Genomic DNA, 24,401 nt, shown 5'->3' on the forward strand with positions numbered 1-24,401 from the left:
AGCCGGCAGTAGGTCAGCCGCGCCGGAGGCGTGGCCGATTTGCTAGCCGGCGTGGTAGGTGGCGATGCTGACGGCTATGTAGTGGCAGATGAAGGCGGCCACGGTGAAGGCGTGGAAGATTTCGTGGAAGCCGAACCAGCGGGGCGACGGGTTCGGGCGCTTGGTGGCGTAGACGACTGCGCCGATGGAGTACAGCCCGCCGCCGATAGCGATCAGGGTGACTACCGCGGCGCCGCCGGCGTGGTAGATGTCGCCCATCCAGAAGATGGCGACCCAGCCGAGCGCGAGGTAGATCGGCGTGTAGATCCAGCGAGGTGCGCTCAGCCAGAAGATGCGGAACAGGATGCCGAGTGCGGCGCCGCCCCAGACGAGGCCGAGCATCAGGAGGCGGTCCTTGCCGTGCAGGAGGACCATGCCGAGCGGGGTGTAGGTGCCGGCGATCAGCAGGAAGATGTTGCTGTGGTCCAGGCGGCGCAGGATCGCCTCGCCGGTAGGACCCCAGTAGAAACGGTGGTACAGCGCGGAGATGCCGAACAGCAGCATCGCGGCGGCGGTATAGACCGCGGCGGCCAAGCGGGCGTTCGCATGCGGGGCCAGGCAGATCAGGACGATGCCGGCGGCGGTGGCGACGGGGAACGTTCCGGCATGCAGCCATCCGCGGAGCTTCGGTTTGAGCGGTCCGAGCCGGCCGGAGAGCCGGTGACCGAGTTCCTGGGGCTGGGCGCCGGTAGCGGTCATCGCCGTCCTTTCGAGAGTTGCCGGGCGGGTTGTACCTACGCAACCGTAACCTACGGAACCGTAGGTTGCATGGGTCGGAAGGATGAAATGTAGGCGACGTCACCCGGTCGGCGCAGCACCACCCGAGGTTACGACGCACGAACGGCGAGGATAGTTCGGCCTTCCTGACAGCTTTCTGTGAGGCACTCCGAGGGCTCTCACCCGCACCGCGATGTGGGCTAGCCTCGTGACCGAGAGTCTTTGAGGAGAGCAACCTGCCCATGCGGACACCTGGCAAGCAGAAGCTGCGCGACGCGGTCTACGGTCTGTACGAACGCCGGCTGATGCGATCGCTGTCGCCGGACCGGATCCCGCGGCACATCGGCGTCATCATCGACGGCAACCGGCGCTGGGCCCGTCAGGTCGGCGATCCCGTGTCACGCGGCCACGAGGCCGGGGCGAACAAGATCTCCGAGTTCCTCGAGTGGTGCGACGACGTCGGCGTGAAGGTCGTCACGGTGTGGATGCTGTCCACCGACAACCTGACCCGCCCGGCCGACGAGCTGGAGCCGCTGCTGCGGATCATCGAGCAGACCGTCGAGGAGCTGACCGCGATCGGCCGCTGGCGGATCCACCCGGTCGGCGCACTCGACCTGCTCCCCGGCAGTACTGCGGAGGTCCTGAAGGCCGCCGAGACCGCGACCCACGACAACGACGGCCTGTTCGTCAACGTCGCCGTCGGGTACGGCGGACGGCGTGAGCTCGCCGACGCCGTCCGCTCGCTGCTCCTCGAGGAAGCCGCGAAGGGCATGTCGATCGAGGAGCTGGCCGACCGCGTCGACGTCGAACACATCGCCCGGCACTTGTACACGAAGGGCCAGCCGGACCCGGACCTGGTCATTCGTACGTCGGGTGAGCAGCGCCTGGGTGGCTTCCTGCTCTGGCAGAGCGCACTGAGCGAGTTCTACTTCTGCGAAGCGCTCTGGCCGGACTTCCGGCACGTCGACTTCCTTCGCGCGATCCGGAGCTACGCCCAGCGAGAGCGTCGCTTCGGCACGTGACGCCGCGTCCGCAGCGCGCACACGTCGTACGGCGGCGCAGGTAGTAGGCGTACGTCGCCGTACCGAGTGCCGCTCCCCACACGACCCAGAGGATGCCTGGGGCATTGATCGCCCAGTTGTCGCCGTCGAGGGGGAGTTGGGCGTTCATCAGGCCGGCGGGAACGAGTACGACGGCAACGATCGAGGCCGGGATGATCGCGAGCAGCGGTGGCACGCGCTTGCCTGCCTTGAACCAGATCCAGCGCGGGTAGATCTCGCCCCAGCGGTGCACGAGGCCGTGGGTGAGGACGCCGCCGGCGAGCCCCATCACGGCGAGGCCGAGGCCCATCTCGAGCATGCCGGGTGTGTCGGCCATCATCTGGTGGAAGTCGTCGCTGATACCGACCGGCCAGCCGAAGTACCAGGCGACGCGGGTGAACTCGTACGGAAGGTTCGCCGCCACTGCGATGCCCACGGCCCACTTGCCCCACCGGAGCGCGGCCGTGGGGCTCTGCCACGCCGGCTCGGAAGCTCCTCGACCGCACGACACGCAGACGTTCCGGCTGCGGCGGTGGTACGCGATAGCGGTCGCCGCCCACAGGACGCCGCCGATGAACAGGATGACCAAGTTCACCCGATGCCAGTACAGGATGTCGCCGATGCCACCCTGCGCGCCCGGTACGCCGGTGAACGCGAAGACCACGATCGCGGGTGAGAGGGCAACGACCGCGATCAGTGTGTAGTCAGGGATCACCAGCGCGAGTCCGACCGCGAGTACGGCGGCAATCGCCTGCAGAACCGATCCGCGCGGGCGCATCCGGGTCATCGCGACCGCAAGTACGGCGCCGGCGAGGCCGATCGTTGCCATCACCGGCGCGACCACGTCCACCGGCGTACCTTCCAGGATCGACGCGGTGGCGCGGTCGTCCGGCACGTGCGCGAACGGGTAGCCGGCTCCGCCGAAGCTCCAGTAAACGCCGAGTACGCCGTACAGGAGCGACCATCCGGCGGTGGCGTACCCGGTCCACGACGGCCAGTTCTTCCTCATGTACCGAGCGTCGCCGGGCGGAACGGCGTACCGGATCACCCTCCCGAGTGAACCTGCTCCCTCGGTTGGTTGAAGGCGTGTAACGCCGTGTTAACCCCGTGGCCGGGCGTGTCGGGCTGCGCCGTTTGCAGGGGGCTCCTACTCTGGCAGAGACGGTCGGAGGGGAAGCCGGCTGTCACGGGAGGCCCGATCAGTTTGAGAATCTCGTTCCAGCCGGTTGCCCCATGAGGGGCCGAACGGAGTCCCCGAGACCTAGGGCGTGTCCCCTGGTCTCGAACTCACTGATCGCCGTTGCCGCTCCTGCGGCGGCGCGGACGGGGTCAACACCGGACCCCGAGGGCGGCACCCGACCCATCACCTAACCACTGGCGGGCCGGGGCGAGGGTGTACGTCACGGCCTAGAAGAGGACGTGCGACATGGCCATCCACGCCAAGGCGTCAAGTACCTCATCAACACCGGACCAGCGCACCTTCGTGCTGGACACCTCGGTGCTTCTCTCGGACCCGCACGCGATGCTGCGGTTCGACGAGCACGAAGTGGTCGTTCCGGTGGTCGTTGTCACCGAATTGGAGGCCAAACGGCACCACCCGGAACTCGGCTACTTCGCTCGCACCGCGCTGCGACTGCTCGACGAGCTCCGGATCCTGCACGGACGTCTGGACGCGCCCCTGCCAGTGGGGGAGAAGGGTGGAACTCTCCGGGTCGAGTTGAACCACACCGACCCGGAGACGCTGCCGGCCGGTTTCCGGCTCGGCGACAACGACAGCCGCATCCTGGCCGTGGCCTGCAATTTCATGGCCGAGGGCAAGGATGTGACGCTGGTCTCGAAGGACCTTCCGATGCGGGTCAAGGCATCGGCGTGCGGGCTGCAGGCCGAGGAGTACCGCGCCGAGCTGACCCTGGAGTCCGGCTGGACCGGGATGGCCGAGCTCGAGGTCGAGACGCACATCGTGGACGACCTGTACGAGAACGGCTCCGTGGAGCTGCCGCAGGCGGGCGAGTTCCCGACGCACACCGGTCTGGTGATGCTGTCCGACCGCGGCAGTGCGCTCGGCCGGGTGATGCCGGACAAGCGGATCCGGCTGGTCCGCGGCGACCGGGAGGCATTCGGGATCCGCGGGCGGTCCGCCGAGCAGCGGGTTGCGCTCGACCTGCTGCTGGACCCCGATGTCGGGATCATTTCCCTCGGCGGCCGCGCCGGTACCGGTAAGTCCGCGCTGGCCCTGTGCGCCGGCCTGGAGTCGGTGATGGAGCGCCGGCAGCACAAGAAGGTCATCGTGTTCCGTCCGCTGTTCGCAGTCGGCGGGCAGGAGCTCGGGTACCTGCCGGGCACCGAGTCCGAGAAGATGGGGCCGTGGGCGCAGGCCGTCTACGACACGCTCGGCGCGCTGACCAGCGGTGACGTAATCGACGAGGTGATGGACCGCGGCATGCTCGAGGTGCTGCCGCTGACCCACATCCGCGGGCGGTCGCTGCACGACGCGTTCGTGATCGTGGACGAGGCTCAGTCGCTGGAGCGGAACGTGCTCCTGACGGTGCTGTCGCGGGTCGGGGCGAACTCGCGGGTCGTGCTGACCCACGACGTCGCCCAGCGGGACAACCTGCGTGTCGGTCGTCACGACGGCGTGGTCGCGGTGGTCGAGCAGCTGAAGGGTCACCCGCTGTTCGCGCACGTCACCCTGACCCGCTCGGAGCGGTCGCCGATCGCGGCTCTGGTCACGGAGATGCTCGACGACCTGCAGCTGTAAGGAGTGTTCGCGTTATTGGGTCATAACTTTCTGTAAAGCAGAGGTAAGGATTCCGCGCTCGGTGCGGTCGCCACGCTGGCGGCCGCACCGTTCGTTTGTGACCTGCTTGTGATCACGCACGGTTTACGTCAGAGTATGTTCTCGTTGCAGCCGACGGGGGTCGGGTTTTCTCGGAAGGACAGATGAAAGCGAAGCGCTCCGTCGCGGCTCTCGCAGTAACAGGAGTCGCCGTCGTCTCCGTTGTCGCGGGTATCGACCTCTTCAGCTCCCCCGGGAGCAGCAGTGCGTCGGAGAAGGTCTCAGGGCGAGCTGAGATGGCCGTCATCAACAGTGGCAAGGTGCTCTCCGGCGCCGCTACGCCATCGGCAGCCCCGAAGTCGACCAGCTCCGCCGCGGACGAGGCCGCCGACGCGATCCGGATGCGGAACCAGGTCGAGTTGATCACCGCGGCCCAGGATGCGGCCGACGTCAAGATGAAGGCCAAGAACGCTGCCCTGCGCCGGTACGAAGCGCTGGCGAAGGCCGACCGTTCGGTCCAGGAGGAGCGGGCCAGCCGCGACGCCGAGCGGAAGAAGTACCAGGGCACGCCCAAGGAGGTCGCGATGAACCTCCTGCCCGACCACGGCTGGAGCCAGAGCCAGTTCAGCTGCCTGGAGAAGCTCTGGAACAAGGAGTCGCGCTGGAAGGTCAACGCCGACAACCCGTCGTCGACGGCGTACGGCATTCCGCAGGCGCTGCCCGGCAACCGGATGGCGGCGTACGGCAAGGACTGGCGCACCAACCCGGTCACCCAGATCAAGTGGGGACTGGACTACATCGAAGCCACCTACGGCTCCCCGTGCTCCGCTTGGGGCCACTCCCAGGCCAAGGGCTGGTACTGAGTTACCAGGCGATCGGGCCGTTCTCGTCGTAGAAGCCCGCGGTCGGCCCGTCGGTGGGGAGAGTCGCGTACCGGACCACAACGGCCGCGGCCTGTGCCGCCGAGCGGTCCGCGCCGGGGGACATGTCGGTCTTGGTGAAGCCTGGGTTCACCGCGTTGACCTTGATCGGTGTCTCCCGCAGCTCGCTCGCGAAGGCGACGGTCACCGCGTTGACCGCTGATTTCGACCTGTTGTAAGCCAGGCCGTTCCACTCCGGCCGCCAATCCGGTGCGCTGACCAGGGCCAGCGACCCGGCGCCGGAGGACAGGTTCACGATCCGTCCGGCCTCGGCTCTGCGCAGCAACGGCAGCGCTGCTTGCGTCGTTGCGACCAGGCCGAACACGTTGGTCTCGTACACACGCCGCAGTACGTCGACAGGCACTTCACTCGGCCGGCCCTCGGGCAGGGCGACACCGGCGTTGTTCACGAGTACGTCGAGCCGTCCGTACTTCTGATCGATCAGGCGGATCGCGACCGCGACGCTGTCCAGGTCGCTGACGTCCAGGACGACGTACGACGTCCGCGCCCCGTCGGAGCGGAGTTTCTCCGCAGCGATCCGGCCACGGTCCTCGTCGCGCGAACCCAGCACCACTTGGTGGTCCAGCTGGGCCAACTGCCGGGCGACCTCGAAACCGATGCCTTTGTTGCCGCCGGTCACCAATGCGACCTTGCCGCTTTCCGTCACTCGCGTTCCTCGGCATAGGGTGTTGGTCCGCGTCCGGGAGGCCGGAGCGAAGGAGGACACCATTCTTACCATCGACTGCGGCGGCGTCTGACGTGGAGCTGGCACGAGCGGTCAGCCCGCGTGGCGAGCTGGTACTGCGCCGACGTGATGACGGGGCGCTGGAGTTGCGGGTCAACGGTGTGTTCGTGATGGACGACCGGGAGACGTCGAGCGAGGAACTGCTGGCTTCGGCTGCGCTGGAGGCGGTACGGCGGCCTGACCGCGTGCTCGTCGGCGGGCTCGGACTCGGTTACACGGTCTGCGCGCTGCTGGCTGATGCGCGTCTCGGCCAGGTGATTGTCGCCGAGATCGAACCGGACCTGGTGTCCTGGATGCGCTCCGGCCTGATCCCGTCGGTCCTCGACGACCCTCGGGTCGGTGTGGTGGTCGGCGACGTGCGCGCAGTCGTCACGGAGCTGCCCGACGCGTCCGTCGACGCGATCCTGCTCGATGTCGACAACGGGCCGGATTTCCTTGTCTACAACGAGAATTCGGCCATCTACACCTCTGACTTCCTCGCCACCTGCCAGGCGAAGTTGCGCACCGACGGCGTCCTCACCGTGTGGTCGTCGTCCTCATCTGCTGCATTGGAGTCAGCCGTCACAGCGGTCTTCGGCAAATGCCAGGTCGCCCCCGTCCCGGTCCGCCTGCAGGATCGGGACGAGACCTACTACGTCTATCAGGGCAGCTCGTAGTCCACCGAGACCCGAGCACCCTGCTCGTCGTGCACATACTCGACCGTGCCGGTCATCCCGGCCAGATCTCCTTCAGCCGCAACGATCCGCCCAGGAGACGAATTCTGGTCGGTCGTTGCCCCGTGCAGCATGACGAACGACCCCTTGCCCCCACCGAGCGTCCCGGTGAACCTCTCCATCGCCGTGTACGCCGTTGGGCCGTCCGCCGTCCCGACCATCAACAGCTCGGCCGAACTCGTGCCCTCGAGCTCGCCGCCGGTGAACGTCTTCCCGACCGTCGCCCGCCCGAGCTGGATCGAACCGGCCTCGTCGTACGCCGCCTGGTCCCACTGGGTGATCTCGAATACCTGGGTGAACTTCATCCAGTCCCCTCCTGTGTCGTTGTCCACAGCTTGTCTATCAGGGCGTTCCGACAACGCTCAGCGACGTACTCTGCAGGTATGGGTGATGACGTGGAATTCAGGATCGAGCACGACACGATGGGCGAGGTCAAGGTGCCTCGCGACGCGTTGTGGCGGGCGCAGACGCAGCGTGCGGTGGAGAACTTCCCGATCTCCGGGCGGCCGCTCGCGCCGGCGCTCGTGCACGCGCTGGCACAGATCAAGGCTTCGGCCGCGGTGGTGAACGCCTCGCTCGGCGTCATCGACGCGGGCCGGGCGGAGGCGATCGTTGCCGCGGCGGACAAGGTCGCCGCGGGGGAGTTCGACAACGAGTTCCCGATCGATGTCTTCCAAACCGGCTCCGGTACGTCGACGAACATGAACGCCAACGAGGTCCTGGCCACCCTCGCCACCCGCTCGCTCGGCGACGACGTGCACCCCAACGACGACGTCAACGCATCCCAGTCGAGCAACGACACGTTCCCGTCGGCGATCCACGTCGCCGCGACGGCCGGCGTCGTGCAGGACCTGTTGCCGGCGCTCGAACACCTCGCGGATTCCCTGTCTCGTAAGGGATCTGAGTTCGCCGAGGTGGTGAAGTCGGGGCGGACGCACCTGATGGACGCGACGCCGGTGACCCTCGGCCAGGAGTTCAACGGGTATGCGCAGCAGATCCGCCGGGGGGCCGCGCGGGTGCGGGCGACTCTGCCCAGGGTCGCCGAGTTGCCGCTGGGCGGGACGGCGGTCGGCACCGGAATCAACACGCCGCCGGGGTTCGCCGCCGCCGTCATCACCGAGCTGAACCGCCGGACCGGTCTGGAGCTGACCGAGGCCGAGGACCACTTCGAGGCGCAGGGTGCTCGCGACGGACTCGTTGAGCTGTCAGGGCAACTGAAGACCGTCGCCGTGAGCCTGACGAAGATCTGCAACGACCTGCGTTGGATGGGATCCGGCCCGCGCGCCGGGCTCGGCGAGATCTCGCTGCCGGACCTGCAGCCGGGCTCGAGCATCATGCCGGGCAAGGTGAATCCGGTGATCTGCGAGGCGACGCTGATGGTCGCCGCGCAGGTGATCGGCAACGACACCGCGATCACCGTGGCCGGTGCCGGAGGCAACTTCGAGCTCAACGTGATGCTCCCGGTGATCGCGCGCAACTTGCTGGAGTCCATCAGCCTGCTGGCGAACAGCTCACGCCTGCTGGCGGACCGTTGCGTCGACGGCATCACCGCGAACGTCGACCACGCCCGCGCTCTCGCTGAGTCGTCGCCGTCGATCGTGACGCCACTCAACCGCTACATCGGCTACGAGAACGCCGCCGCGGTGGCCAAGAGTGCTTTGAAACAAGGGAAAACGATCCGCGAGGTCGTGATCGAGAACGGTCACGTCGAGAAGGGAGACCTGACCGAGGAGCAGCTGGACGCGGCCCTGGACGTACTCTCCATGACCCGCCCGGCTGAGTCGTGACCGAATTCTGGGCGCCGGGGACAACGATCGAGTGGGTGTACGAAGGGACCGGGAGGCACGCCGACAAGCCGAACGTGCGGCCGATGACGGTCGTGCGTGACGACGCGGACGGGCTGGTCGCCTGGCTCGCACCGGGTACACCGTTGCTCAAACCGGTCCTCGTCGACGGACGCGAGACGCGGCACGCCGGTCCCGTCGCGATGTTCACCGAGGAGCGAGTGCTGAAGCTCGACGTCTGGCACGGGACCGGGATCCTCAAGGTATCGCCGTCCGGGAAGCCGTGGTCGGTCTGGTACTTCTGGGGCGAGGACGGGACGTTCCACGGGTGGTACGTGAATCTCGAGCGGGAGCATGTCCGCGACTGGGCAGCCCGCCGTACCAGCACGGTCGATCACGCGCTCGACCTATGGATGAAGCCCGACCGCACCATCGAGTGGAAGGACGAGGACGAACTGGAGGGCGCGGTCACCGCCGGACGCTTCTCTGAGGCCGATGCGGAGCGCATCGTTGGTGACGCCCACGCCGCCATCCGCGACATCGAGGCGTGGACGTCCCCGTTCTCCGACGACTGGCAGTTCTGGACCCCGCCGCCCACCTGGCGCCTCCCGGCCGCGCCGACGACCCACCAGCCCACCCTGATCGCGGAGGAGCTCCACAGCTGATGCCCCGCGCCTTGCTTCTCACCGGAGGCAGTGGTGTTGGCAAGACCACCACAGCCCAGGCGATCGGTGGTGTGCTGACGGGCGCCGGCCACACCACCGGCGTACTGGACCTGGACGCCGTCGCCCAGTTCGGCGGTCCTCGACGACGCACGCCGGATTCCGGCCTGCGCTTCAGCGACCACCTCCGCATCGACAACCTGGCCGCGGTCTGGCGGACCTACCGAGCGGCGGGCGCCGAGTTCCTGATCGCCAGTGGCCCGGTCTTCTCCGCCCAGCTCCGCGACGCCTATACCGCCGCGCTGCCCGACTGCGCGGTGCAGGTCGTGCGGATCGTCACGGCGCCCGAGCTGATCGACGCTCGCACCCGCACCACCCGCGGTCCGGAGTGGGATCTCGCCACGGCCCTTGCCTTTGCCGAGACCCATCAGCCAATCGAGGACTTCGTTGTTCGCAACGACGGCGAGGTGGCGGACACGGCGGCGGAGATCCTCAGGCTGGTGGGTTGGCCGGGGGGCTGACAACACAGGTGGGTCACGAGCGGTTGCAACTCGGGCGGATGGGCTTAGCTTGGAAGTATGTACACCATCGAATTGGAGGCTGAGGAGCTGCAGCTCGTCCGCGCGGCGCTGGGGTCTTACCTGCAGGCCTTCGGCCACAACGAAGCAGATCTCGTCAAAGCCACCCGCGTCCTGCTGGCGAAGCTCCCCGAGCAGATCGAGACCAAGGCCGGCTGAGGTCACTCCTCCAGCGGTTCCAGCACGGCGACGGGCACCGTCCGCCGTGCCTCCGTCGCGAACCGGCCGACACCCGGATGCGATTCCCGACCCGCAACAGCCATTCGCTCCACCCCCCAATCCTGAGGGTGGAGCGGTCAACTCAGCAGCTCAGCTCCGGGGACGCACGGTCGGGGACGGGCTTGCGGGTGTGACTACACCAACTGCTTGTTTCTTTTAGCTCCGCGGGCGCACGGTCAGGGGGATTGGCTTGCGGGTGTGGCTCCGCCAACTGCTGTTTCTTTTAGCTCCGCGGGCGCACGGTCAGGGGGGTTGCGGGTGTGACTCCGCCAACTGCTTGTTTCTTATAGCTCCGGGGACGCACGGTCGGGGGGACCGGCCTGCGGGTGTGACTTCACCAACTGCTTGTTTCTTTCAGCTCCGCGGGCGCACGGTTAGGGGGACCGGCTTGCGGGTGTCGGTGAAGAAGTCGTTGCCCTTGTCGTCGACCACGATGAAGGCTGGGAAGTCCTCGACCTGGATCTTCCACACCGCTTCCATCCCGAGCTCGGCGTACTCCAACACATCCACGGACTTGATGCAGTCCTGCGCCAACCGCGCCGCCGGACCGCCGATCGAGCCGAGGTAGAACCCGCCGTGCTCCTTGCACGCCGCCGTCACCTTCGCCGACCGGTTGCCCTTGGCAAGCATCACGAAGGACCCGCCGGCCGCCTGGAACTGATCGACGTACGCATCCATCCGCCCCGCCGTCGTCGGCCCGAACGACCCGGACGCGTATCCCTCAGGAGTTTTCGCCGGTCCCGCGTAGTACACCGCGTGATCGCGCAGGTACTGCGGCATCTCCTCGCCCGCGTCCAGCCGCTCCTTGATCTTCGCATGCGCGATATCGCGCGCCACCACCAGCGGCCCGCTCAGCGACAACCGCGTCTTCACCGGCAGCTTCGACAGCTCCGCGCGGATCTCGCTCATCGGCCGGTTCAGATCGATCCGTACGACGTCACTCGCGTCGTCGAGGTGCTCGTCGGTGGTGTCCGGCAGGAACCGCGCCGGGTCGCGCTCGAGCTGCTCGAGGAACACACCCTCCGGCGTGATCTTCGCCAGCGCCTGCCGGTCCGCCGAGCACGACACCGCGATCGCGACCGGGCAGGATGCGCCGTGCCGCGGGAGGCGGATCACGCGGACGTCGTGGCAGAAGTACTTCCCGCCGAACTGCGCGCCGATCCCGAACTCCTGCGTCAGCTTGAAGACCTCTTCCTCCAGCTCCACGTCGCGGAACCCGTGCCCCAGCGGCGATCCCGCGGTCGGCAGCGTGTCCAGGTAGTGCGCGGAGGCGTACTTCGCGGTCTTCAGCGCGTACTCCGCCGACGTACCGCCGACCACGACCGCGAGGTGGTACGGCGGGCAGGCCGCCGTACCGAGCGAGCGGATCTTCTCGTCCAGGAACTCCATCATCCGCGACGGGTTCAGGACCGCCTTCGTCTCCTGGTACAGGAACGACTTGTTGGCCGAGCCACCGCCCTTGGCCATGAACAGGAACTTGTACGCCGGGTCGGTCGTGCCCGGCGTGGAGTAGAGCTCGATCTGGGCCGGCAGGTTCGAGCCGGTGTTCTTCTCGTCCCACATGGTCAGCGGGGCCATCTGCGAGTAGCGCAGGTTCAGCTCGGTGTACGCGTCGTACACGCCGCGGCTGATCCACTCCTCGTCGACCGCGCCGGTCAGCACGCCCTCGGACTTCTTGCCCATCACGATCGCGGTGCCGGTGTCCTGACACATCGGGAGTACGCCGCCGGCCGAGATGTTCGCGTTCTTCAACAGGTCGAGCGCGACGAACCGGTCGTTCCCGGACGCCTCCGGGTCGTCGATGATCCGCCGCAGCTGGGCCAGGTGCGCGGTCCGCAGGTAGTGCGAGATGTCGTGCATCGCCTCCGCGGTCAACGCCTGCAGCACCTCAGGCTGAACCTGCAGGAACGTCCGGTCGCCCGCCGTGAAAGTGCTGACACCTTCCGTCGTCAGCAGCCGATACTCCGTCTCGTCAACACCCAACGGCAACAGATCGGAGTAGTTGAAGTCGGCAGACACCGCGCATACCTCCAGGAGGAGTGGACTGAACGGCCAAAGCCTAGTTCTCCCCACCTGCCGAGCCGACGCGACCTCCGTCTCACCCGCCGGTGAGGCCACCCTCACCACGGACGACGCGCCAAGCGCCCCTCAGCTCGAGCCCAAGTGCCAGCCGGTGGTACGCCCGCTGGTCCCCGGCCATGTTCTTGGTCAGCCTGTTCGTCTTCTCTGGCACCCGCTTGCGGAGCACCACGGACAGACCCGTGATCGTGAGCACGCCGGCCACGAAGAGGATCAGGGCGCCTCCGCCCCACCCGTCGTCCCCGGACCACTGCAGGATGAGGGTCCACACCACGCCGGCAAGCGTCGCCGGCCAGGCGGTCAGGTACAGGGCTGCCAGTGCGCGCCCCAGGGCTCCATCGGGCCAGGTCATGGTCGTCAGTATGAGGCCGGATCAGGGTCCTGGTCAGGGGTGAATCGGGGGAGAAACCTGGCGGCAGCTGGCGCGCTGCGCGCGTATGGTTTTGGGGTGGCTCAGGATGACGTTCCTCAGGTGAACCGACCGCAGGATGCCGTGCCCTCGCAGGCGGCGACCGGTGACGAGCTGGCGTTGCGGCGGCGGGTGTCCGACCTCGAGCGGGAGGAGGTCGCCGACGTACTGCGCGAGGCCGCGGGCGAAGGCCGGTTGTCGTACGCCGAGCTGGAGGAGCGGCTCGAGACGCTGTACGGCTCCAAGACGTACGGCGAACTCGTCGAGCTGACCGCCGACCTGCCGAACGGTCCGCGCGCTCCGGGCGTCCCGTCGGTCAGCCCGCAGTACAGCGGCGCGATGGTCGAGACCGGCCCGGTGATCAACGTGTTCATGTCCGAGACCAAGCGGATGGGCAACTGGCTCGTCCCGCAGCGGCAGGAGGTGAACGCGGTCCTCGGCGACGTCACGCTCGACTACACCGAGGCGCAGATCCCGTACGACGACATCCAGGTCGACGTGAAGTCGATCCTCGCCGACGTGAAGATCCGCGTTCCCGCGAACGCGATCGTCCTGCTCGACAGCAACCCGATCCTGGGCTCCGTCTCCGAACAGGAAGCCGGCCTGAAAGCCGTCCCCGACCCGAACGCGCAGCCCGCCGCCCCGAAACGCTTCCACATCCGCGGCACCGCCATCCTCGGCGAGATCAAGATCAAACGAGGCCCGCGCCTGAGCAAACGCCTCGGCCTCACCTAGGCGCCGTACGGCGGTGTTCCTCGAGCAGGTCGATCAGCCAGTCCCTGAACGCGACCACATCGCGTACGTGCTGCTCGCCGAGGCGGAGTCTCCTCCGGCGGATGCTCGATCCCACGGCGAACGACCGGTCGCCTGCTGGTCCGTCCAGCCCGTTGATGGTGTCGATCTCACTCCACGACACGAACCGCCTGCGTCCGCGCCGCACGCCGGTTGTATCGATCGTCAGCGTCGGGCGGCGGGTCAACAGTTGCCAGCCGCTGACGCATAGCCCGATCAGAACCGCGGTCGTGACGACGACGGCCACGACGCGAAGCACGCCGCCGCTCTTCAGCGCGTGGGGTAGCTGGGTGGTCGCCAGCAAGACCAGGAGGATGACGGCGGACCGGGTCTGCCGGAGCAGCGGTTGGCGCCGCAGTGGGAACACGACTCGTCCGGTCCGCCGCAGCTCGGCGGTCCAGACCTCGCTGGGCCCGTCCCCGATCATTGCCATTCCTGGTCCTTCGGGCTGGCTGAACGGCGCTGGTCGGTGAGTAGTTCGTCGAGCCAGGTGTGGAAGGACTTGAGGTCGTTGACGTGTCGGCGGGTGAGGACGAGGTCGTTGGCCCAGACGTTCTTCGGGTGGATGGGTAGTTTGCCGATGGGGTTCGGGCCGGTGACAAGACCGATGGAGCCGATCTCGTTCCAGGGGAGGAAGCGGCGGCCGGAGCGTATGCCTGCTCGGTCGACGACGACGTACGGGCGCCGGGTGACCAGTTGGTAGAGGAAGACCAGCACCAAGCACGCGTATGCCGTGATCCACAGGTAGGCGAGGAAGCGCCAGTTGCCGTCGGCGAGCATGTCCGGAAGGCTTGCCAGCACCATTGACGTGGGTGCCAACGCCAGTAGTAGCGGGAACTGCAGGAACGACCAGCCGCGGAGTGGGAATTCGACGCGGTTGTGGTGGTGCCACTCGACCATCCAGGCCTCGGGTAGGCGCTCGCCCATGACGGCCAAGTTGTCCCCCAGTCTCGCGACTCCACCCCCGGAGCAGAGTCACTGTAATGCACGACACTTGGTCCATGGGACGGGTCAGGGCGATGCTCAGCTGGGGGTTCGTGCGCGGGCCGGCGGCGACGTACGCGTTCCTCGGCTCCGGGTCGACGCTCGCCTCGTTCGCGTCGGTTGCCGCGATCGCCCTGTCCGCAGCCCTCGGCGCAGCAGTCGGCGCGCTGGTGGGAGTCGTGACCCGGAACTCGGTCGGCGACGTGGCCGGCGTCGGCGCTCTGATCGGCGGCGGTCTCCTGGTCGCGTGGCTCGTGCTGAGCCTGGTCGTCGGGGCGGTGCTGTGGGTCCGAGGCGTGAGCCCCGCCGAGACTGCGACCGGCGAGAAGCCGACCGGTAGGCACGCCGCTCCCTCAGACGGTTGGCGACGGCGTGGAGAACCACTCGTGCCTGTGAGCCTTGTGCTGTTCTTCGCGTTGATGACACTGGCGTTCGGCAGCCTGTGGGTGCACGCCCGCCAGGTGTCGCAGCCATGGGACGACCGGCTGACCGCGACGACGAACGGCACAGTGGTCACCGTGCACGAGCCCGCCTGGTGGGAGAAGGGCAGCGGCTCGGTCGACATCCGGTACTCCGTCGCAGGCGCGGACTACGTCATCGAAACCGGACGCGACCCGGGCGAGCACGTGCTCGCGGTCGGCGAGGTCGTACCAATCCAGTACGTCGCCACGGGCCCCGCCGACGCGCGCTGTGTGTGGACGGTGGAATCGGCGCGCTCGGACGTCACCTTCTGGTTCTGGCTCTCCGCAGGCTGCGCCTTCCTCGGGCTGCTCAGCCTGATCGGGTTCCTCGGTGGGCGGTGGCGGTCCAGCGGCCGGCTTGGCGGTTGATTTCGATCGGGTGGTCGAAGGTTGTCGAGATCAGCCCGGTGGTGATGGTCTCGTCGACCGGCCCGGCGGCCAGGACACGACCCCTGTTGAGGAGAGCCGCGTGCGTCGTGGAGGTCGGGAGCTCTTCCAGGTGGTGGGTGACCAGGACCCACGCAAGGTGTGGATGACTGGCGTCGATTTGGTCGAGGGTCTCCAGGAGCTGCTCCCGGGCGGCGACGTCCAGTCCGGTCGACGGCTCGTCGAGGAGGAGCAGCTTCGGGTCGGAGATGAGCGCCCGGGCGATCAAGGCGCGACCCCGCTCGCCCTGGGACAGCGTGGTCCAGGGCGAGCGGGCGAGGGTACTGACGCCCAGCAGGTCGATCAGCTCGAGGGCGCGGGTCGTTTGCTCAGGTGTCGGTTCCCAGCGGGGCATGCGTTCGACGGTGCCGGTCAGACCGGTGAGGACGACGTCGAGGATGGAGAGTGGCGAACGCAGCGGATGCCGCGGATTGACGTGCCCGATGGATTCTCGCAGCGTGCGGATGTCGACCGTCCCGAGTCGCTTCCCGAGGATCTCGACGGTGCCGCGGGTGGGGTGCGTGACCGCGCCGCAGAGGCCGAGGATCGTGCTCTTGCCTGCGCCGTTCGGTCCGAGCAGAGCCCACCGCTCACCGTCGCCGACCGTCAGCGACACCCCGGACAGCAACAGTTTGCCGTCCCGGACGAAGTCGACATCTTTCAGTTCGAGCACCCGTAAACCTCCTCGTACAACGCCTTCAGCTCCTCCGCGCTCGCTTCGCGCCCGGTCTCGTCCGTACGCCGCTGCACATGCTGCGCGAACTCGCGTTCCTGTGCGGCCGACAGCCGTACGCCGTACACAGACTCCAGCACGTGGGCGATCCCGCCCTTACCCGACTGGCTGTTGACCCGGACGACGGCCTCGTACCCGCGCCCGACATCCGCCGGATCGATCGGCAGGTACGGCACGTCCCAGAAACCGTCGTCCTGTACGGCGAACCCCTTCCGGATCGCGTCCTGATGCGTCCCGGAGAACGCTGTGTAGACGAGCTCCCCGACGTAGGGGTGTCGTGGGTGGATCGGCATCCGCGTGCAGTACTCGACCACCTCGCGGATCCGGTCGATGTCCGAGAAGTCGACCATAGGGTCCACGCCTTGCGCGTGCAGGTTGAGCGCGAGGGTCGCGATGTCCACGTTGCCGGTGCGTTCGCCGTTCCCGAAGATGCAGCCCTCGACCCGCTGCGCACCCGCGAGGACGGCGAGCTCGGCGCAGGCGATCCCTGTGCCGCGATCGTTGTGCGGATGCACGGACAGGATCACACCGTCGCGCCGAGGCAGGTTCTGGTGCATGTACTCGATCTGGTCGGCGTAGACGTTCGGCGTCGCGACCTCGACCGTCGCCGGCAGGTTCATGATCACCGGCCGCTCCGGCGTCGCGTCCCACTGCTTGGTGAGGTGATCCGCCAGTTCGAGCACGTAGTCCGGCTCGGTCAGGTTGTAGACCTCAGGCGAGAACTGGAACCGAACGGAATCGCCGGCCAACCGCAGGATCTCCTCGGATCCGGCGTAGATCATCGACGCCAGTTCGTCCCGCGTACGACGCAGTACGACGTCCCGCCACTTCGGCGCGGTCGCGGCGTACATGTGGATCACGACATCGCCGCGCATCCCGGCGACGGACTCGACCGTCCGGGCGATCAGATCGGCCCGGGCCGGCGTGAACACGACGATGGTGACGTCGGAAGGCACAAGATCCGACTCGGCCAGCAACCGGACGAAATCGAAGTCGGTCTGCGATGCGGACGGATACCCGACCTCGATCTCTTTGTAGCCGATGGCAACCATCAGCTCGAAGAACTTCCGCTTGCGCGCCGGATCCATCGGCTCGGCGAGCGCCTGGTTGCCATCGCGCAGATCGACCGGCACCCACAGCGGCGCGGTGGTGATCCGGCGGTCCGGCCAGGTGCGGTCGACCGGGGCGACCGGGACCTTGGCAAAGATGTCGCGGTAGCGGTGGCTCGGCATGGGGGAGGGCTGTTGGCGGTTCATGGGGGTGTGGTCCTTCCGGAGCGATGGGAGGACCGGCAGGCGAAAGCACTCCACGGAGGGAGCGCCGGTCGACTCAGCTCCCGCCGTGGCGGCGAAGAAGGAGAAGACCCGAAAGCTTGCGCATGCCGAGCACGCTACCAACTCCTCAGACAAGCTGACAACCTGAGGGGTCTCGTAGACTGTCGGGATGATTCGCCGTCACCCGCTGGCCGAGCAGGCCGCCGAGGAGCTGCTGCGCCGGATCGGGAGCGGTGAGTGGACGCTCGGCGAAAAGCTTCCCGGCGAGACCACGCTGGCCGCGCAGTTGGGCGTCGGCAGGTCGACGATCCGCGAGGCCGTGCGCGAGCTCGCCGGCCGCCGCGTGCTCGAGAGCCGTCAGGGCGCAGGCGTGTTCGTCATCGCGCGACAGGCTGCCGAGGACTGGGACAAGGTTCTACGGAAGGCCGACATCACCGACGTACTCGAGGGCCGGCTCGCGATCGAGACCGAAGGCGCCCGGCTCGCGGCGTCCCGTCGTACTCCGGAAGACCTGAAGAACTTCCGCTACACGCTGACCGACCGCAAACGCGCGGCGCTGAGTGCTCCGGACGACTGGTACATCGAGGCCGATATGGCGTTCCATCGCGCGGTCGTGGCGGCCGCGCACAACGCCGTACTCACGGAGCTGTTCGACTCGTTCGCACCGCGGATCCGCCGGGCGATGATCGACATGCTGAAGCTCGACGACCAGCACCGCCACCGGCACGACCAAGCTGCCCACGCGGCGATCGCCGAAGCCATCCGCCTCCAGGACCCCGAGCTCGCCGCGGCCCGCTCCCGCGCGCATCTCAGCGCGGTCCGCAACACCCTGGCCTAATCGCGGTGCTGATCCAGGAGTGACCGCAGCCAGGGCGTCAGCGCTTCGAGATCCTCGACGTTGTCCTGGGGGATCGAGATCGGGCGCGTACGGCGGTCCGCCGGGTTGACCTGCACCGTACGGGCGAGCGGGAGACCGGTCGGCGCGTCGATGCTGGTGATGCCGGACCAGGGCAGGTTGCGGCCGCGGGTGATGCCTTCGGCGTCGATCGTGACGACCGGACGGTTCGTGATCAGCTGCCACGCGGTCAGCGCCGTACCGTAGACGAAGGCGGCGAGCGCTGTCAGCCGCAGTACGCCCAGCGCACCGGAGACGCCGTCAGCGCGCAGGTGGTCGATGTTCGTCCACGCGGACAGCACCATCAACAGTGCGAACCCGACCAGCCGGACCGTCAGCCGGCCGCGGCGTGGCGGGAACACCACGCTGCCCTTGGACTCCAACTCGGACGTCCACGTCTCCGCCGACATGTCAGGCGCCCCACCGCGCAGCGTGTTCGGCCGCGGTCGGCGGATCCGCGCCGTGCCGCGTGCAGGTGATCGCAGCCGCCTTCACCGCGTAGTCCACGACGTCGTGCAGGGCCTCGGAAGTCAGCCCGGCGAGCCGGCGCTGGCCGAGCAAGTCACGCTTGAGCAGACCGGTGATGAGCGCCGCCATCAGCGAGTCGCCAGCCCCGACGGTGTCGACCACCTCGATCGCCGGCGCCTTCACCTCGACCTGCACGTCCCGGCCGACACCGATCGCGCCCTCGCCGCCACGCGTGATGACCACGCACTGCGTCCGCTCCTCGGTCAGCAACTCCGCGGCAATCTCGTCGAGCGACACTCCGGGGCGGAAGAACGCGCAGTCCTCGTCGCTCAGCTTGACCAGGTCGGACAGCGCGGCCAGCTTCCGTACGGCGGCCCACGCGACCACCGGGTCCGGCGTGATCGCCGGACGCGCGTTCGGGTCAAGCGTGACCGTGACGGGCTGGTCGACCACCGACTCCAGGAACCGGTGGATCGCCGTCGCGCCGGGCTCGAGCATGGTCGCGATCGAGCCGGTGTGGATCGCCGGGCAACCGCGCCGCAGCGACAACGCCGGCGGATCCCAGGTCATGTCGAACTGGTACGTCGCCACGCCCTCGGCGTCGAGCGTCGCGGTCGCGGTGCTGGTCCGGAACCCGGGATCGACCGTTCCAGGAGCGAGCTGAACGCCGTTGCCGAACAGGTGCGCGCCGAGCAGGTCGCCGTACTGGTCGGTGCCGAAGCGCGCCACCAACTCGGTCGGCACGCCCATCCTGGCCAGTCCGACGGCGACGTTCGCCGCGAACCCGCCCGGGATCGCCTTGCCCTTCCCGTTCCCATTGCGGGTGGTCTTGGCCGCAGCGTTGACGATGTCGACAAGCGCTTCACCAATGACGAGGACAGGTGCGGTCACGGGGCTCACCGGGCGTGCTCGAAGTCGATGGTGGAGTAGGCGCGCAGCTTGGACAGCTGGTGCTCGCTCTCGATGCTGCGGATCGTGCCGCTGCGCGATCGCATCACCAGCGAGTGCGTACGTGCGGTGGACCGCCCGTACCGGACGCCGCGGAGGAGCTCGCCGTCGGTGATCCCGGTCGCGACGAAGAAGCAGTCGTCGCCGCTGACCAGATCGTCGGTGTCCAGCACCCGGTCGAGGTCGTGGCCGGCATCGAGCGCCTTTTGCCGCTCGGCGTCGTCGCGCGGCCAGAGCTTGCCCTGGATCTTGCCGCCGAGGCATTTCATCGCACAGGCGGCGATGATGCCCTCCGGCGTACCGCCGATGCCGAGCAACATGTCCAGACCGGTGTCCGGCCGCGCCGCCTCGACCGCGCCGGCCACATCACCGTCGGAAATGAACTTGATCCGCGCGCCGGTCGCCCGGATCTGCGTGGCCAGCTCGTCGTGCCGCGGCCGGTCGAGCAGTACGACGGTGACGTCGTCGACCGTGGAACCCTTGGCCTTCGCGACGCGGCGGATGTTCTCCGCGACCGGGAGCCGGATGTCGACGACCTCGGCCGCCTCCGGTCCGACGACGAGCTTCTCCATGTAGAAGACAGCGGACGGGTCGTACATCGAGTTCCGCGCGGAGACCGCCATCACCGCGATGCCGTTGTTCATGCCCTTCGCGACCAGCGTCGTACCGTCGACCGGGTCGACCGCGACATCGCACTCCGGGCCCTCGCCGGCGCCGACCTGCTCGCCGTTGAAGAGCATCGGGGCGTTGTCCTTCTCGCCCTCGCCGATCACGACTACGCCATTCATCCCGACCGTGCCGATCAGCGTGCGCATCGCGTTCACCGCCGCGCCGTCGGCGCCGTTCTTGTCGCCGCGGCCGACCCAGCGCCCGGCCGCCATCGCCGCGGCCTCGGTGACCCGGACCAGTTCGAGGGCGAGGTTCCGGTCAGGCGCATGCGCCTCGACCTCCAGGTGGGCCGGTGGGCTGGTCGGGTCGCTCATGCCAACGGATCGTAGCCAACGGGTCTGACCGGTGTTCGGGCGGATTGCGGCTCGCGAGACACTGTGCGTATGAGTTCGACAGGTCAGGGTGCTTCCAACGAGGCTGCGGCGCGCGAGCGGGCGCAGATCCAGGCGGAGGCGAACGAGTACCGCCAGGCGTACCGACGGGACAAAGCGAAGTCGCAGACCGTCGGGAACATGGTGTTCGCGCTCGTCATCTGCCTGGTGGTGGTCGCGTTCCTGATCCTGGTCACCTGGCGGTCGAAGCCGGCCGAGGTGCCCAAGGCGGTCGAGTACACCGCGCAGTTGCAAGACGCGAAGGCGGCTGCCGCCTGGGTCCGCGGCCCGGAGCCGATGCCGTCCGGCTGGACCGCGACCAGCGTCGAGTTCCGCAAGCCCGAGCAGGAGCCGATGACCTGGCACCTCGGCGTCGTCACCACCGAGAAGAAATACGTCGGGCTCGAGCAGTCCAATGTCACCGGCGGCAAATTCCAGGCCGAGAAACTCGGCCGGACCTCCGACGACGGGACGACGACGGTGGCCGGCGTGACCTGGCAGCGCAAGGTCCTACTGGACCGTAAGGGCGAGAACGCCTTGGTCCTGGTCGGTTCCGGAGTCACCACGATCGTTACCGGAAATGCGGGTTATCCCGACCTGGAAGCGTTTGCTTCCGTCTTACGCTGACCATTTTCCGGGCATTCCCGACCACTTTCCGGACGGTCGTTGACATGCGCCCACGGCAGAGGGTTCGATCGAAGCTCGGCTTCTGACGCTCGGGGACTAGCGAGAGGGCCCGAGCAGCCATGCCCACCGTGCTCACGCCGTTCCAGGCGGGGAGTTGATCCGGCGATGTTCGTGACCGGCCTCTTGCTGGGCGCAAATAGCTCACCGCATCTCGGCGTTCCTTGGCAATTATTGGCCTATCGGGGCGGCACTCTGTTCGGCTCGTCGCTGGATTCCGCGCGGGACTGCGGATTCGACCAGTTGGTCGTGACCCTGGGCAGCGCGTCCGCGCAGATTCGCGACCGGGTTGACCTCGACGGGGTCCGGGTGGTCGAGTCGCCGCACTCCGACACCGACAGCTCGTCGATCGTCCCGGCGCTCGACGCGGTCGACCGGCGCGCGGACGGCATCGTCGTACTGCTCGGTGATCAGCCGGGGATCACCTCGGCGGCCGTGTGGTCACTGGTCGCCGAGGCGGCTACACCGATCGGCGTCACCCGGTACGACGACGGCGAGAGCTACCCGTGCTGGTTCGGGCGGGAACTGTTCGGCGAGCTGCGTTCCCTGCGCAGCGACTCGGATCTGTGGAAGCCGATCCACGACGGGACGCATCCCGTCACCAAGGTCGATGCCATTGGCAACATTCCGCCGCGGGCGACGACGTGGGCGGCGTACCACCGGATGATCTCGGGCGGGACCGCCGCCGAGGAGCTGCCCCTCGAGACGCACCCGATCCCCGTCGCCACCCACCCCCGCCTCCGACGCCGTGCCTCCAGCTGACCGGTCGGCCGCCTGCAGCCGGCGGCCGACCCGGACCCCCCACACTGATCAACCGGCCGCGTGCAACGCACGGCGGGGCGGGAGAGGCGGGCGGACCGGCCGCTGCGGGGGGTGGTCAGTGGTGCAGGTCCGCCTACTCGGCGCCGGCCAGGCGGAGGCCGATGATGCCGGCGACGATCAGCGCGATGCAGCCGAGTCGCGCCGGGGTGGCCGGCTCGTCGAACAGGATGATCCCCAGCGTCACCACGCCGACCGATCCGAGCCCGGTCCAGATCGCGTACGCCGTACCGACCGGCAGCCGATCGAGCGTCTTCGCGAGCAGCACGACCGAGATCACGCCGAACACCAGCACGCCGGCCGTCGGCCACAACCGGCTGAAACCCTCGCTCGGCTTCAGACTGAGTGCAAACGCAATCTCGAACGCCGCTGCCGCGAGCAGCACAAGCCACGCCATCAGTCAGCCCCACTCAGGTAGTTGGTCACGCGGCCAAGGCTCCTCGGAGGTGTCGGTGCGTCACCTGCGCGACGCGAGCGCCGAGGGCGGCCGCCGTACGGAGGTCGGTGGCCGGGGGTGCCTTCTCGGCTGACAGGTCTGCGTCGGACTGGGCCATCGCGCCCATCCAGCTGCCGAGGCGGTTGAGGTCCTCGATGCTCGCGGTGCTCTCCGCCCAGCCCGGGTAGATGTCCAGGCCGACCCAGATCATGCCGTGCTGTGCCGCGAACACGGCCAGGTCGACCAGGCTGTTGAGCTTGTCACCGGACATCGCCTTGGAGTTGGTGAACCCGGCCGCGATCTTGTCCCGCCAGCCGAGGTCAGCCGCCCAGATCCGCACGCTCTCCTCGGCGAACTTCTTGAACACCCAACTCGGACTCCCCATGTACGTCGGGGCGCCGAAGACGATCGCGTCCGCGGCGGTCAGCCGCTCCCACACATCCTCGGTCAGCTCGTCGAGGGGAACGAGATCCGTCACGGTCCCGGGGACCGACGCCGCCCCGTCGGCAACCGCCTCCGCCTGCTTCGCGGTGTGCCCATACCCCGAGTGATACGCGATCGCGACGGTCGCGGTGCCTGGTGTCGTGCTCATGTGCTTCCTCCTGAAGGCTTAGCGGACTACAGTCCGTCTTATGAATGACAGTACCGGACCGCAGTCCGCTTCACAACGGGGTCTGCCGGTGGTGGGCGAACCGCGCCCGGAACGTGCCGACGCGCGGCGCAATCGGCTGCGCGTGCTGGAGGCGGCCGACCGGCTTTTCACCGAGCACGGGGTGAAGAATGTTTCCCTCGACGCGATCGCCGCGGAGGCAGGCGTGGGGAAGGGCACGGTCTTCCGCCGGTTCGGCGACCGCGCCGGCCTGGCGGTCGCGCTACTCGACGAGCGCGAGCAGGAACTCCAGGCGAAGATCCTCAGCGGCCCGCCGCCGCTCGGCCCCGGTGCGCCGCCGCTCATCCGCGTGATGGCGTTCCTCGACGCCTACCTGGACCTCCTCGACCGCCACGTCGAACTGTTCATGGACAGCGAGAACGCCTCAGACGGCGCCCGCTATCGAATCGGCTCGTACCACCTCTGGCACCGCCACCTCTCCCACCTGATCGAAGCGGCGCACCCCACCCTTGACGCCGACTACACCGCCCACGTCCTACTCGCCCCGTTAGCCGCCGACCTCCACAACGCCCTCCGCACCCAGGGCTTCGACCTCGACCGCATGAAGTCCGGCCTCCGCGCGGTGGCTAAAGCCTTGCTGCCAGCCTGATTTCGGGCAGGTCGTTCAGCGAGGAGTGGGTACGGTCGCCGGTCTCGACGAAGCCGTACGTCGTGTAGAACCGGCGCGCTCGGGCGTTTGCCTCCAGCACCCACAGCCATACATTCACGCAGCCGGCCTCACGGAGATCGCTGCAGGCGGCGTTGGCGAGCGCTCGCCCCGCGCCGACGCCCCAGTGGGAGGGATGGACGAAGAGGGCGTACAACTCGCCGGTCTTCGGTGGTGCCGACGGATCACGCTCGGGCCCGACCCCGGCGTACCCGACGATCCGATCGTTGACGGCGGCAACATACAGGCGTGAGCGGCCGGCTGCGATGCTCTCCGTCCACGAGGCGGCGATCGAGGCGGGATCCATTGCGTCCAGGAAGTCCTGCGGCACCAAACCGCTGAACGCACCCCGCCAACTGGCTATGCGCGCATGCGCTGCGCCGAGCAGGTCGCCAGGGCGAGCGAGCCGCGTCACGAGCTGGTCGCCCGGCGTGCGCATGCCAG

29 protein-coding genes are annotated in these 24,401 nt (G+C 68.1%); 14 read left to right on the forward strand and 15 right to left on the reverse strand.

The features are described from left to right. Positions 1-42: 42 nt before the first annotated feature. Positions 43-738, reverse strand: a complete 696-nt coding sequence (trhA, locus tag EV653_RS31675; RefSeq protein ID WP_134108276.1) for a PAQR family membrane homeostasis protein TrhA — start codon at positions 736-738, stop codon at positions 43-45. A gap of 260 nt (positions 739-998) precedes the next feature. Between trhA and EV653_RS31680 the strand changes: the two genes are divergently transcribed. From EV653_RS31680 to EV653_RS31695, 3 genes are all read left to right on the forward strand, one after another. Beyond that, entirely contained in the window at positions 999-1,778 is a 780-nt protein-coding gene (locus EV653_RS31680; protein ID WP_134108278.1) for an isoprenyl transferase, read from the forward strand. 1,444 nt (positions 1,779-3,222) lie between these two features. Next, entirely contained in the window at positions 3,223-4,554 is a 1,332-nt protein-coding gene (locus tag EV653_RS31690; RefSeq protein WP_134108280.1) for a PhoH family protein, read from the forward strand. 182 nt (positions 4,555-4,736) lie between these two features. Next, positions 4,737-5,435: a hypothetical protein gene (locus tag EV653_RS31695; RefSeq protein WP_134108283.1), complete on the forward strand. Its 699-nt coding sequence runs from the start codon at positions 4,737-4,739 to the stop codon at positions 5,433-5,435. Position 5,436: 1 nt separating this feature from the next. Here the strand turns inward: EV653_RS31695 and EV653_RS31700 are convergent, their stop codons facing one another. After that, complete coding sequence (locus EV653_RS31700) at positions 5,437-6,159, reverse strand: SDR family oxidoreductase (protein WP_238160562.1); 723 nt, start codon at positions 6,157-6,159, stop codon at positions 5,437-5,439. Positions 6,160-6,251: 92 nt separating this feature from the next. Between EV653_RS31700 and EV653_RS31705 the strand changes: the two genes are divergently transcribed. After that, complete coding sequence (locus EV653_RS31705) at positions 6,252-6,893, forward strand: hypothetical protein (RefSeq protein WP_166679635.1); 642 nt, start codon at positions 6,252-6,254, stop codon at positions 6,891-6,893. Here EV653_RS31705 and EV653_RS31710 read toward each other — a convergent pair. Continuing rightward, the gene (locus tag EV653_RS31710; RefSeq protein ID WP_134108291.1) at positions 6,878-7,255 is read right to left on the reverse strand and encodes a DUF3224 domain-containing protein; all 378 of its coding nucleotides are present in this window, start codon (positions 7,253-7,255) and stop codon (positions 6,878-6,880) included. The genes EV653_RS31705 and EV653_RS31710 overlap by 16 nt on opposite strands. Before the next feature lie 78 nt (positions 7,256-7,333). Here EV653_RS31710 and EV653_RS31715 point away from each other — a divergent pair, with 78 nt between their 5' ends. The 4 genes from EV653_RS31715 to EV653_RS41400 are packed head-to-tail and all read left to right on the forward strand — an operon-like array spanning position 7,334 to position 10,133. After that, a complete protein-coding gene (locus EV653_RS31715; RefSeq protein ID WP_134108293.1) occupies positions 7,334-8,737 on the forward strand; it encodes a class II fumarate hydratase in 1,404 nt (467 codons plus the stop codon). After that, complete coding sequence (locus EV653_RS31720) at positions 8,734-9,399, forward strand: DUF402 domain-containing protein (protein WP_238160563.1); 666 nt, start codon at positions 8,734-8,736, stop codon at positions 9,397-9,399. Before EV653_RS31715 ends, EV653_RS31720 begins: the two co-directional genes overlap by 4 nt. After that, positions 9,399-9,917, forward strand: coding sequence for a hypothetical protein (locus EV653_RS31725; RefSeq protein ID WP_134108295.1), 519 nt, complete (start codon positions 9,399-9,401; stop codon positions 9,915-9,917). Before EV653_RS31720 ends, EV653_RS31725 begins: the two co-directional genes overlap by 1 nt. A gap of 57 nt (positions 9,918-9,974) precedes the next feature. Next, positions 9,975-10,133, forward strand: coding sequence for a hypothetical protein (locus tag EV653_RS41400; RefSeq protein ID WP_166679636.1), 159 nt, complete (start codon positions 9,975-9,977; stop codon positions 10,131-10,133). Positions 10,134-10,547: 414 nt separating this feature from the next. On the opposite strand, the gene EV653_RS31730 is transcribed toward EV653_RS41400, so the two are convergent. Both EV653_RS31730 and EV653_RS31735 read right to left on the reverse strand, forming a co-directional pair. Then, positions 10,548-12,212 carry a fumarate hydratase gene (locus EV653_RS31730; protein ID WP_134108297.1) on the reverse strand — a complete coding sequence of 555 codons (1,665 nt, stop codon included), beginning with the start codon at positions 12,210-12,212 and terminating at the stop codon, positions 10,548-10,550. 79 nt (positions 12,213-12,291) lie between these two features. Further along, positions 12,292-12,624, reverse strand: coding sequence for a hypothetical protein (locus EV653_RS31735; protein WP_134108300.1), 333 nt, complete (start codon positions 12,622-12,624; stop codon positions 12,292-12,294). 120 nt (positions 12,625-12,744) lie between these two features. Here EV653_RS31735 and EV653_RS31740 point away from each other — a divergent pair, with 120 nt between their 5' ends. Next, positions 12,745-13,416 (forward strand): DUF1707 SHOCT-like domain-containing protein, encoded by a 672-nt coding sequence (locus tag EV653_RS31740; RefSeq protein WP_238160564.1) that lies wholly within the window; start codon positions 12,745-12,747, stop codon positions 13,414-13,416. Here EV653_RS31740 and EV653_RS31745 read toward each other — a convergent pair. Together EV653_RS31745 and EV653_RS31750 are read right to left on the reverse strand one after the other, a co-directional pair. Continuing rightward, positions 13,409-13,906: a hypothetical protein gene (locus tag EV653_RS31745; RefSeq protein WP_134108304.1), complete on the reverse strand. Its 498-nt coding sequence runs from the start codon at positions 13,904-13,906 to the stop codon at positions 13,409-13,411. The genes EV653_RS31740 and EV653_RS31745 overlap by 8 nt on opposite strands. Further along, complete coding sequence (locus EV653_RS31750) at positions 13,897-14,400, reverse strand: hypothetical protein (RefSeq protein ID WP_134108306.1); 504 nt, start codon at positions 14,398-14,400, stop codon at positions 13,897-13,899. The genes EV653_RS31745 and EV653_RS31750 overlap by 10 nt, the downstream gene beginning before the upstream one ends. Positions 14,401-14,474: 74 nt before the next feature. Here EV653_RS31750 and EV653_RS31755 point away from each other — a divergent pair, with 74 nt between their 5' ends. Next, on the forward strand, positions 14,475-15,287 hold the full coding sequence (locus EV653_RS31755; protein ID WP_134108308.1) for a hypothetical protein: 813 nt from the start codon (positions 14,475-14,477) through the stop codon (positions 15,285-15,287). On the opposite strand, the gene EV653_RS31760 is transcribed toward EV653_RS31755, so the two are convergent. Together EV653_RS31760 and EV653_RS31765 are read right to left on the reverse strand one after the other, a co-directional pair. Beyond that, the gene (locus EV653_RS31760) at positions 15,229-16,017 is read right to left on the reverse strand and encodes an ABC transporter ATP-binding protein (protein ID WP_134108310.1); all 789 of its coding nucleotides are present in this window, start codon (positions 16,015-16,017) and stop codon (positions 15,229-15,231) included. The two genes, EV653_RS31755 and EV653_RS31760, sit on opposite strands and share 59 nt — an antisense overlap. Continuing rightward, on the reverse strand, positions 16,005-17,333 hold the full coding sequence (locus EV653_RS31765) for a 2-isopropylmalate synthase (RefSeq protein ID WP_238160565.1): 1,329 nt from the start codon (positions 17,331-17,333) through the stop codon (positions 16,005-16,007). The genes EV653_RS31760 and EV653_RS31765 overlap by 13 nt, the downstream gene beginning before the upstream one ends. A 187-nt stretch (positions 17,334-17,520) precedes the next feature. Here EV653_RS31765 and EV653_RS31770 point away from each other — a divergent pair, with 187 nt between their 5' ends. After that, a complete protein-coding gene (locus tag EV653_RS31770) occupies positions 17,521-18,189 on the forward strand; it encodes a FadR/GntR family transcriptional regulator (protein ID WP_134108313.1) in 669 nt (222 codons plus the stop codon). On the opposite strand, the gene EV653_RS31775 is transcribed toward EV653_RS31770, so the two are convergent. The 3 genes from EV653_RS31775 to glpX are packed head-to-tail and all read right to left on the reverse strand — an operon-like array spanning position 18,186 to position 20,645. Then, positions 18,186-18,656: a hypothetical protein gene (locus tag EV653_RS31775; protein ID WP_134108315.1), complete on the reverse strand. Its 471-nt coding sequence runs from the start codon at positions 18,654-18,656 to the stop codon at positions 18,186-18,188. The two genes, EV653_RS31770 and EV653_RS31775, sit on opposite strands and share 4 nt — an antisense overlap. Position 18,657: 1 nt before the next feature. Then, positions 18,658-19,605 carry a carbohydrate kinase family protein gene (locus tag EV653_RS31780; RefSeq protein ID WP_134108317.1) on the reverse strand — a complete coding sequence of 316 codons (948 nt, stop codon included), beginning with the start codon at positions 19,603-19,605 and terminating at the stop codon, positions 18,658-18,660. Between the two features lie 5 nt (positions 19,606-19,610). Further along, the gene (gene glpX / locus EV653_RS31785; protein WP_134108319.1) at positions 19,611-20,645 is read right to left on the reverse strand and encodes a class II fructose-bisphosphatase; all 1,035 of its coding nucleotides are present in this window, start codon (positions 20,643-20,645) and stop codon (positions 19,611-19,613) included. A gap of 69 nt (positions 20,646-20,714) precedes the next feature. Here glpX and EV653_RS31790 point away from each other — a divergent pair, with 69 nt between their 5' ends. Continuing rightward, positions 20,715-21,329 (forward strand): DUF4245 domain-containing protein, encoded by a 615-nt coding sequence (locus EV653_RS31790; protein ID WP_134108321.1) that lies wholly within the window; start codon positions 20,715-20,717, stop codon positions 21,327-21,329. Between the two features lie 165 nt (positions 21,330-21,494). Further along, the gene (locus tag EV653_RS31795; protein WP_134108323.1) at positions 21,495-22,148 is read left to right on the forward strand and encodes a nucleotidyltransferase family protein; all 654 of its coding nucleotides are present in this window, start codon (positions 21,495-21,497) and stop codon (positions 22,146-22,148) included. A 133-nt stretch (positions 22,149-22,281) separates the two neighbouring features. Here EV653_RS31795 and EV653_RS31800 read toward each other — a convergent pair whose 3' ends face one another. After that, positions 22,282-22,602 (reverse strand): DMT family transporter, encoded by a 321-nt coding sequence (locus tag EV653_RS31800; RefSeq protein WP_134108325.1) that lies wholly within the window; start codon positions 22,600-22,602, stop codon positions 22,282-22,284. A gap of 25 nt (positions 22,603-22,627) precedes the next feature. Beyond that, positions 22,628-23,233: a flavodoxin family protein gene (locus tag EV653_RS31805; protein WP_134108327.1), complete on the reverse strand. Its 606-nt coding sequence runs from the start codon at positions 23,231-23,233 to the stop codon at positions 22,628-22,630. 40 nt (positions 23,234-23,273) lie between these two features. On the opposite strand from EV653_RS31805, the gene EV653_RS31810 reads away from it, so the two are divergent. Next, positions 23,274-23,900, forward strand: coding sequence for a TetR/AcrR family transcriptional regulator (locus tag EV653_RS31810; protein ID WP_134108329.1), 627 nt, complete (start codon positions 23,274-23,276; stop codon positions 23,898-23,900). On the opposite strand, the gene EV653_RS31815 is transcribed toward EV653_RS31810, so the two are convergent. Beyond that, positions 23,878-24,396 carry a GNAT family N-acetyltransferase gene (locus tag EV653_RS31815; protein WP_134108331.1) on the reverse strand — a complete coding sequence of 173 codons (519 nt, stop codon included), beginning with the start codon at positions 24,394-24,396 and terminating at the stop codon, positions 23,878-23,880. The genes EV653_RS31810 and EV653_RS31815 overlap by 23 nt on opposite strands. Positions 24,397-24,401 lie beyond the last annotated feature (5 nt).

The sequence above is a fragment of the Kribbella pratensis genome (genome assembly GCF_004365355.1).
Taxonomy (GTDB): domain Bacteria; phylum Actinomycetota; class Actinomycetes; order Propionibacteriales; family Kribbellaceae; genus Kribbella.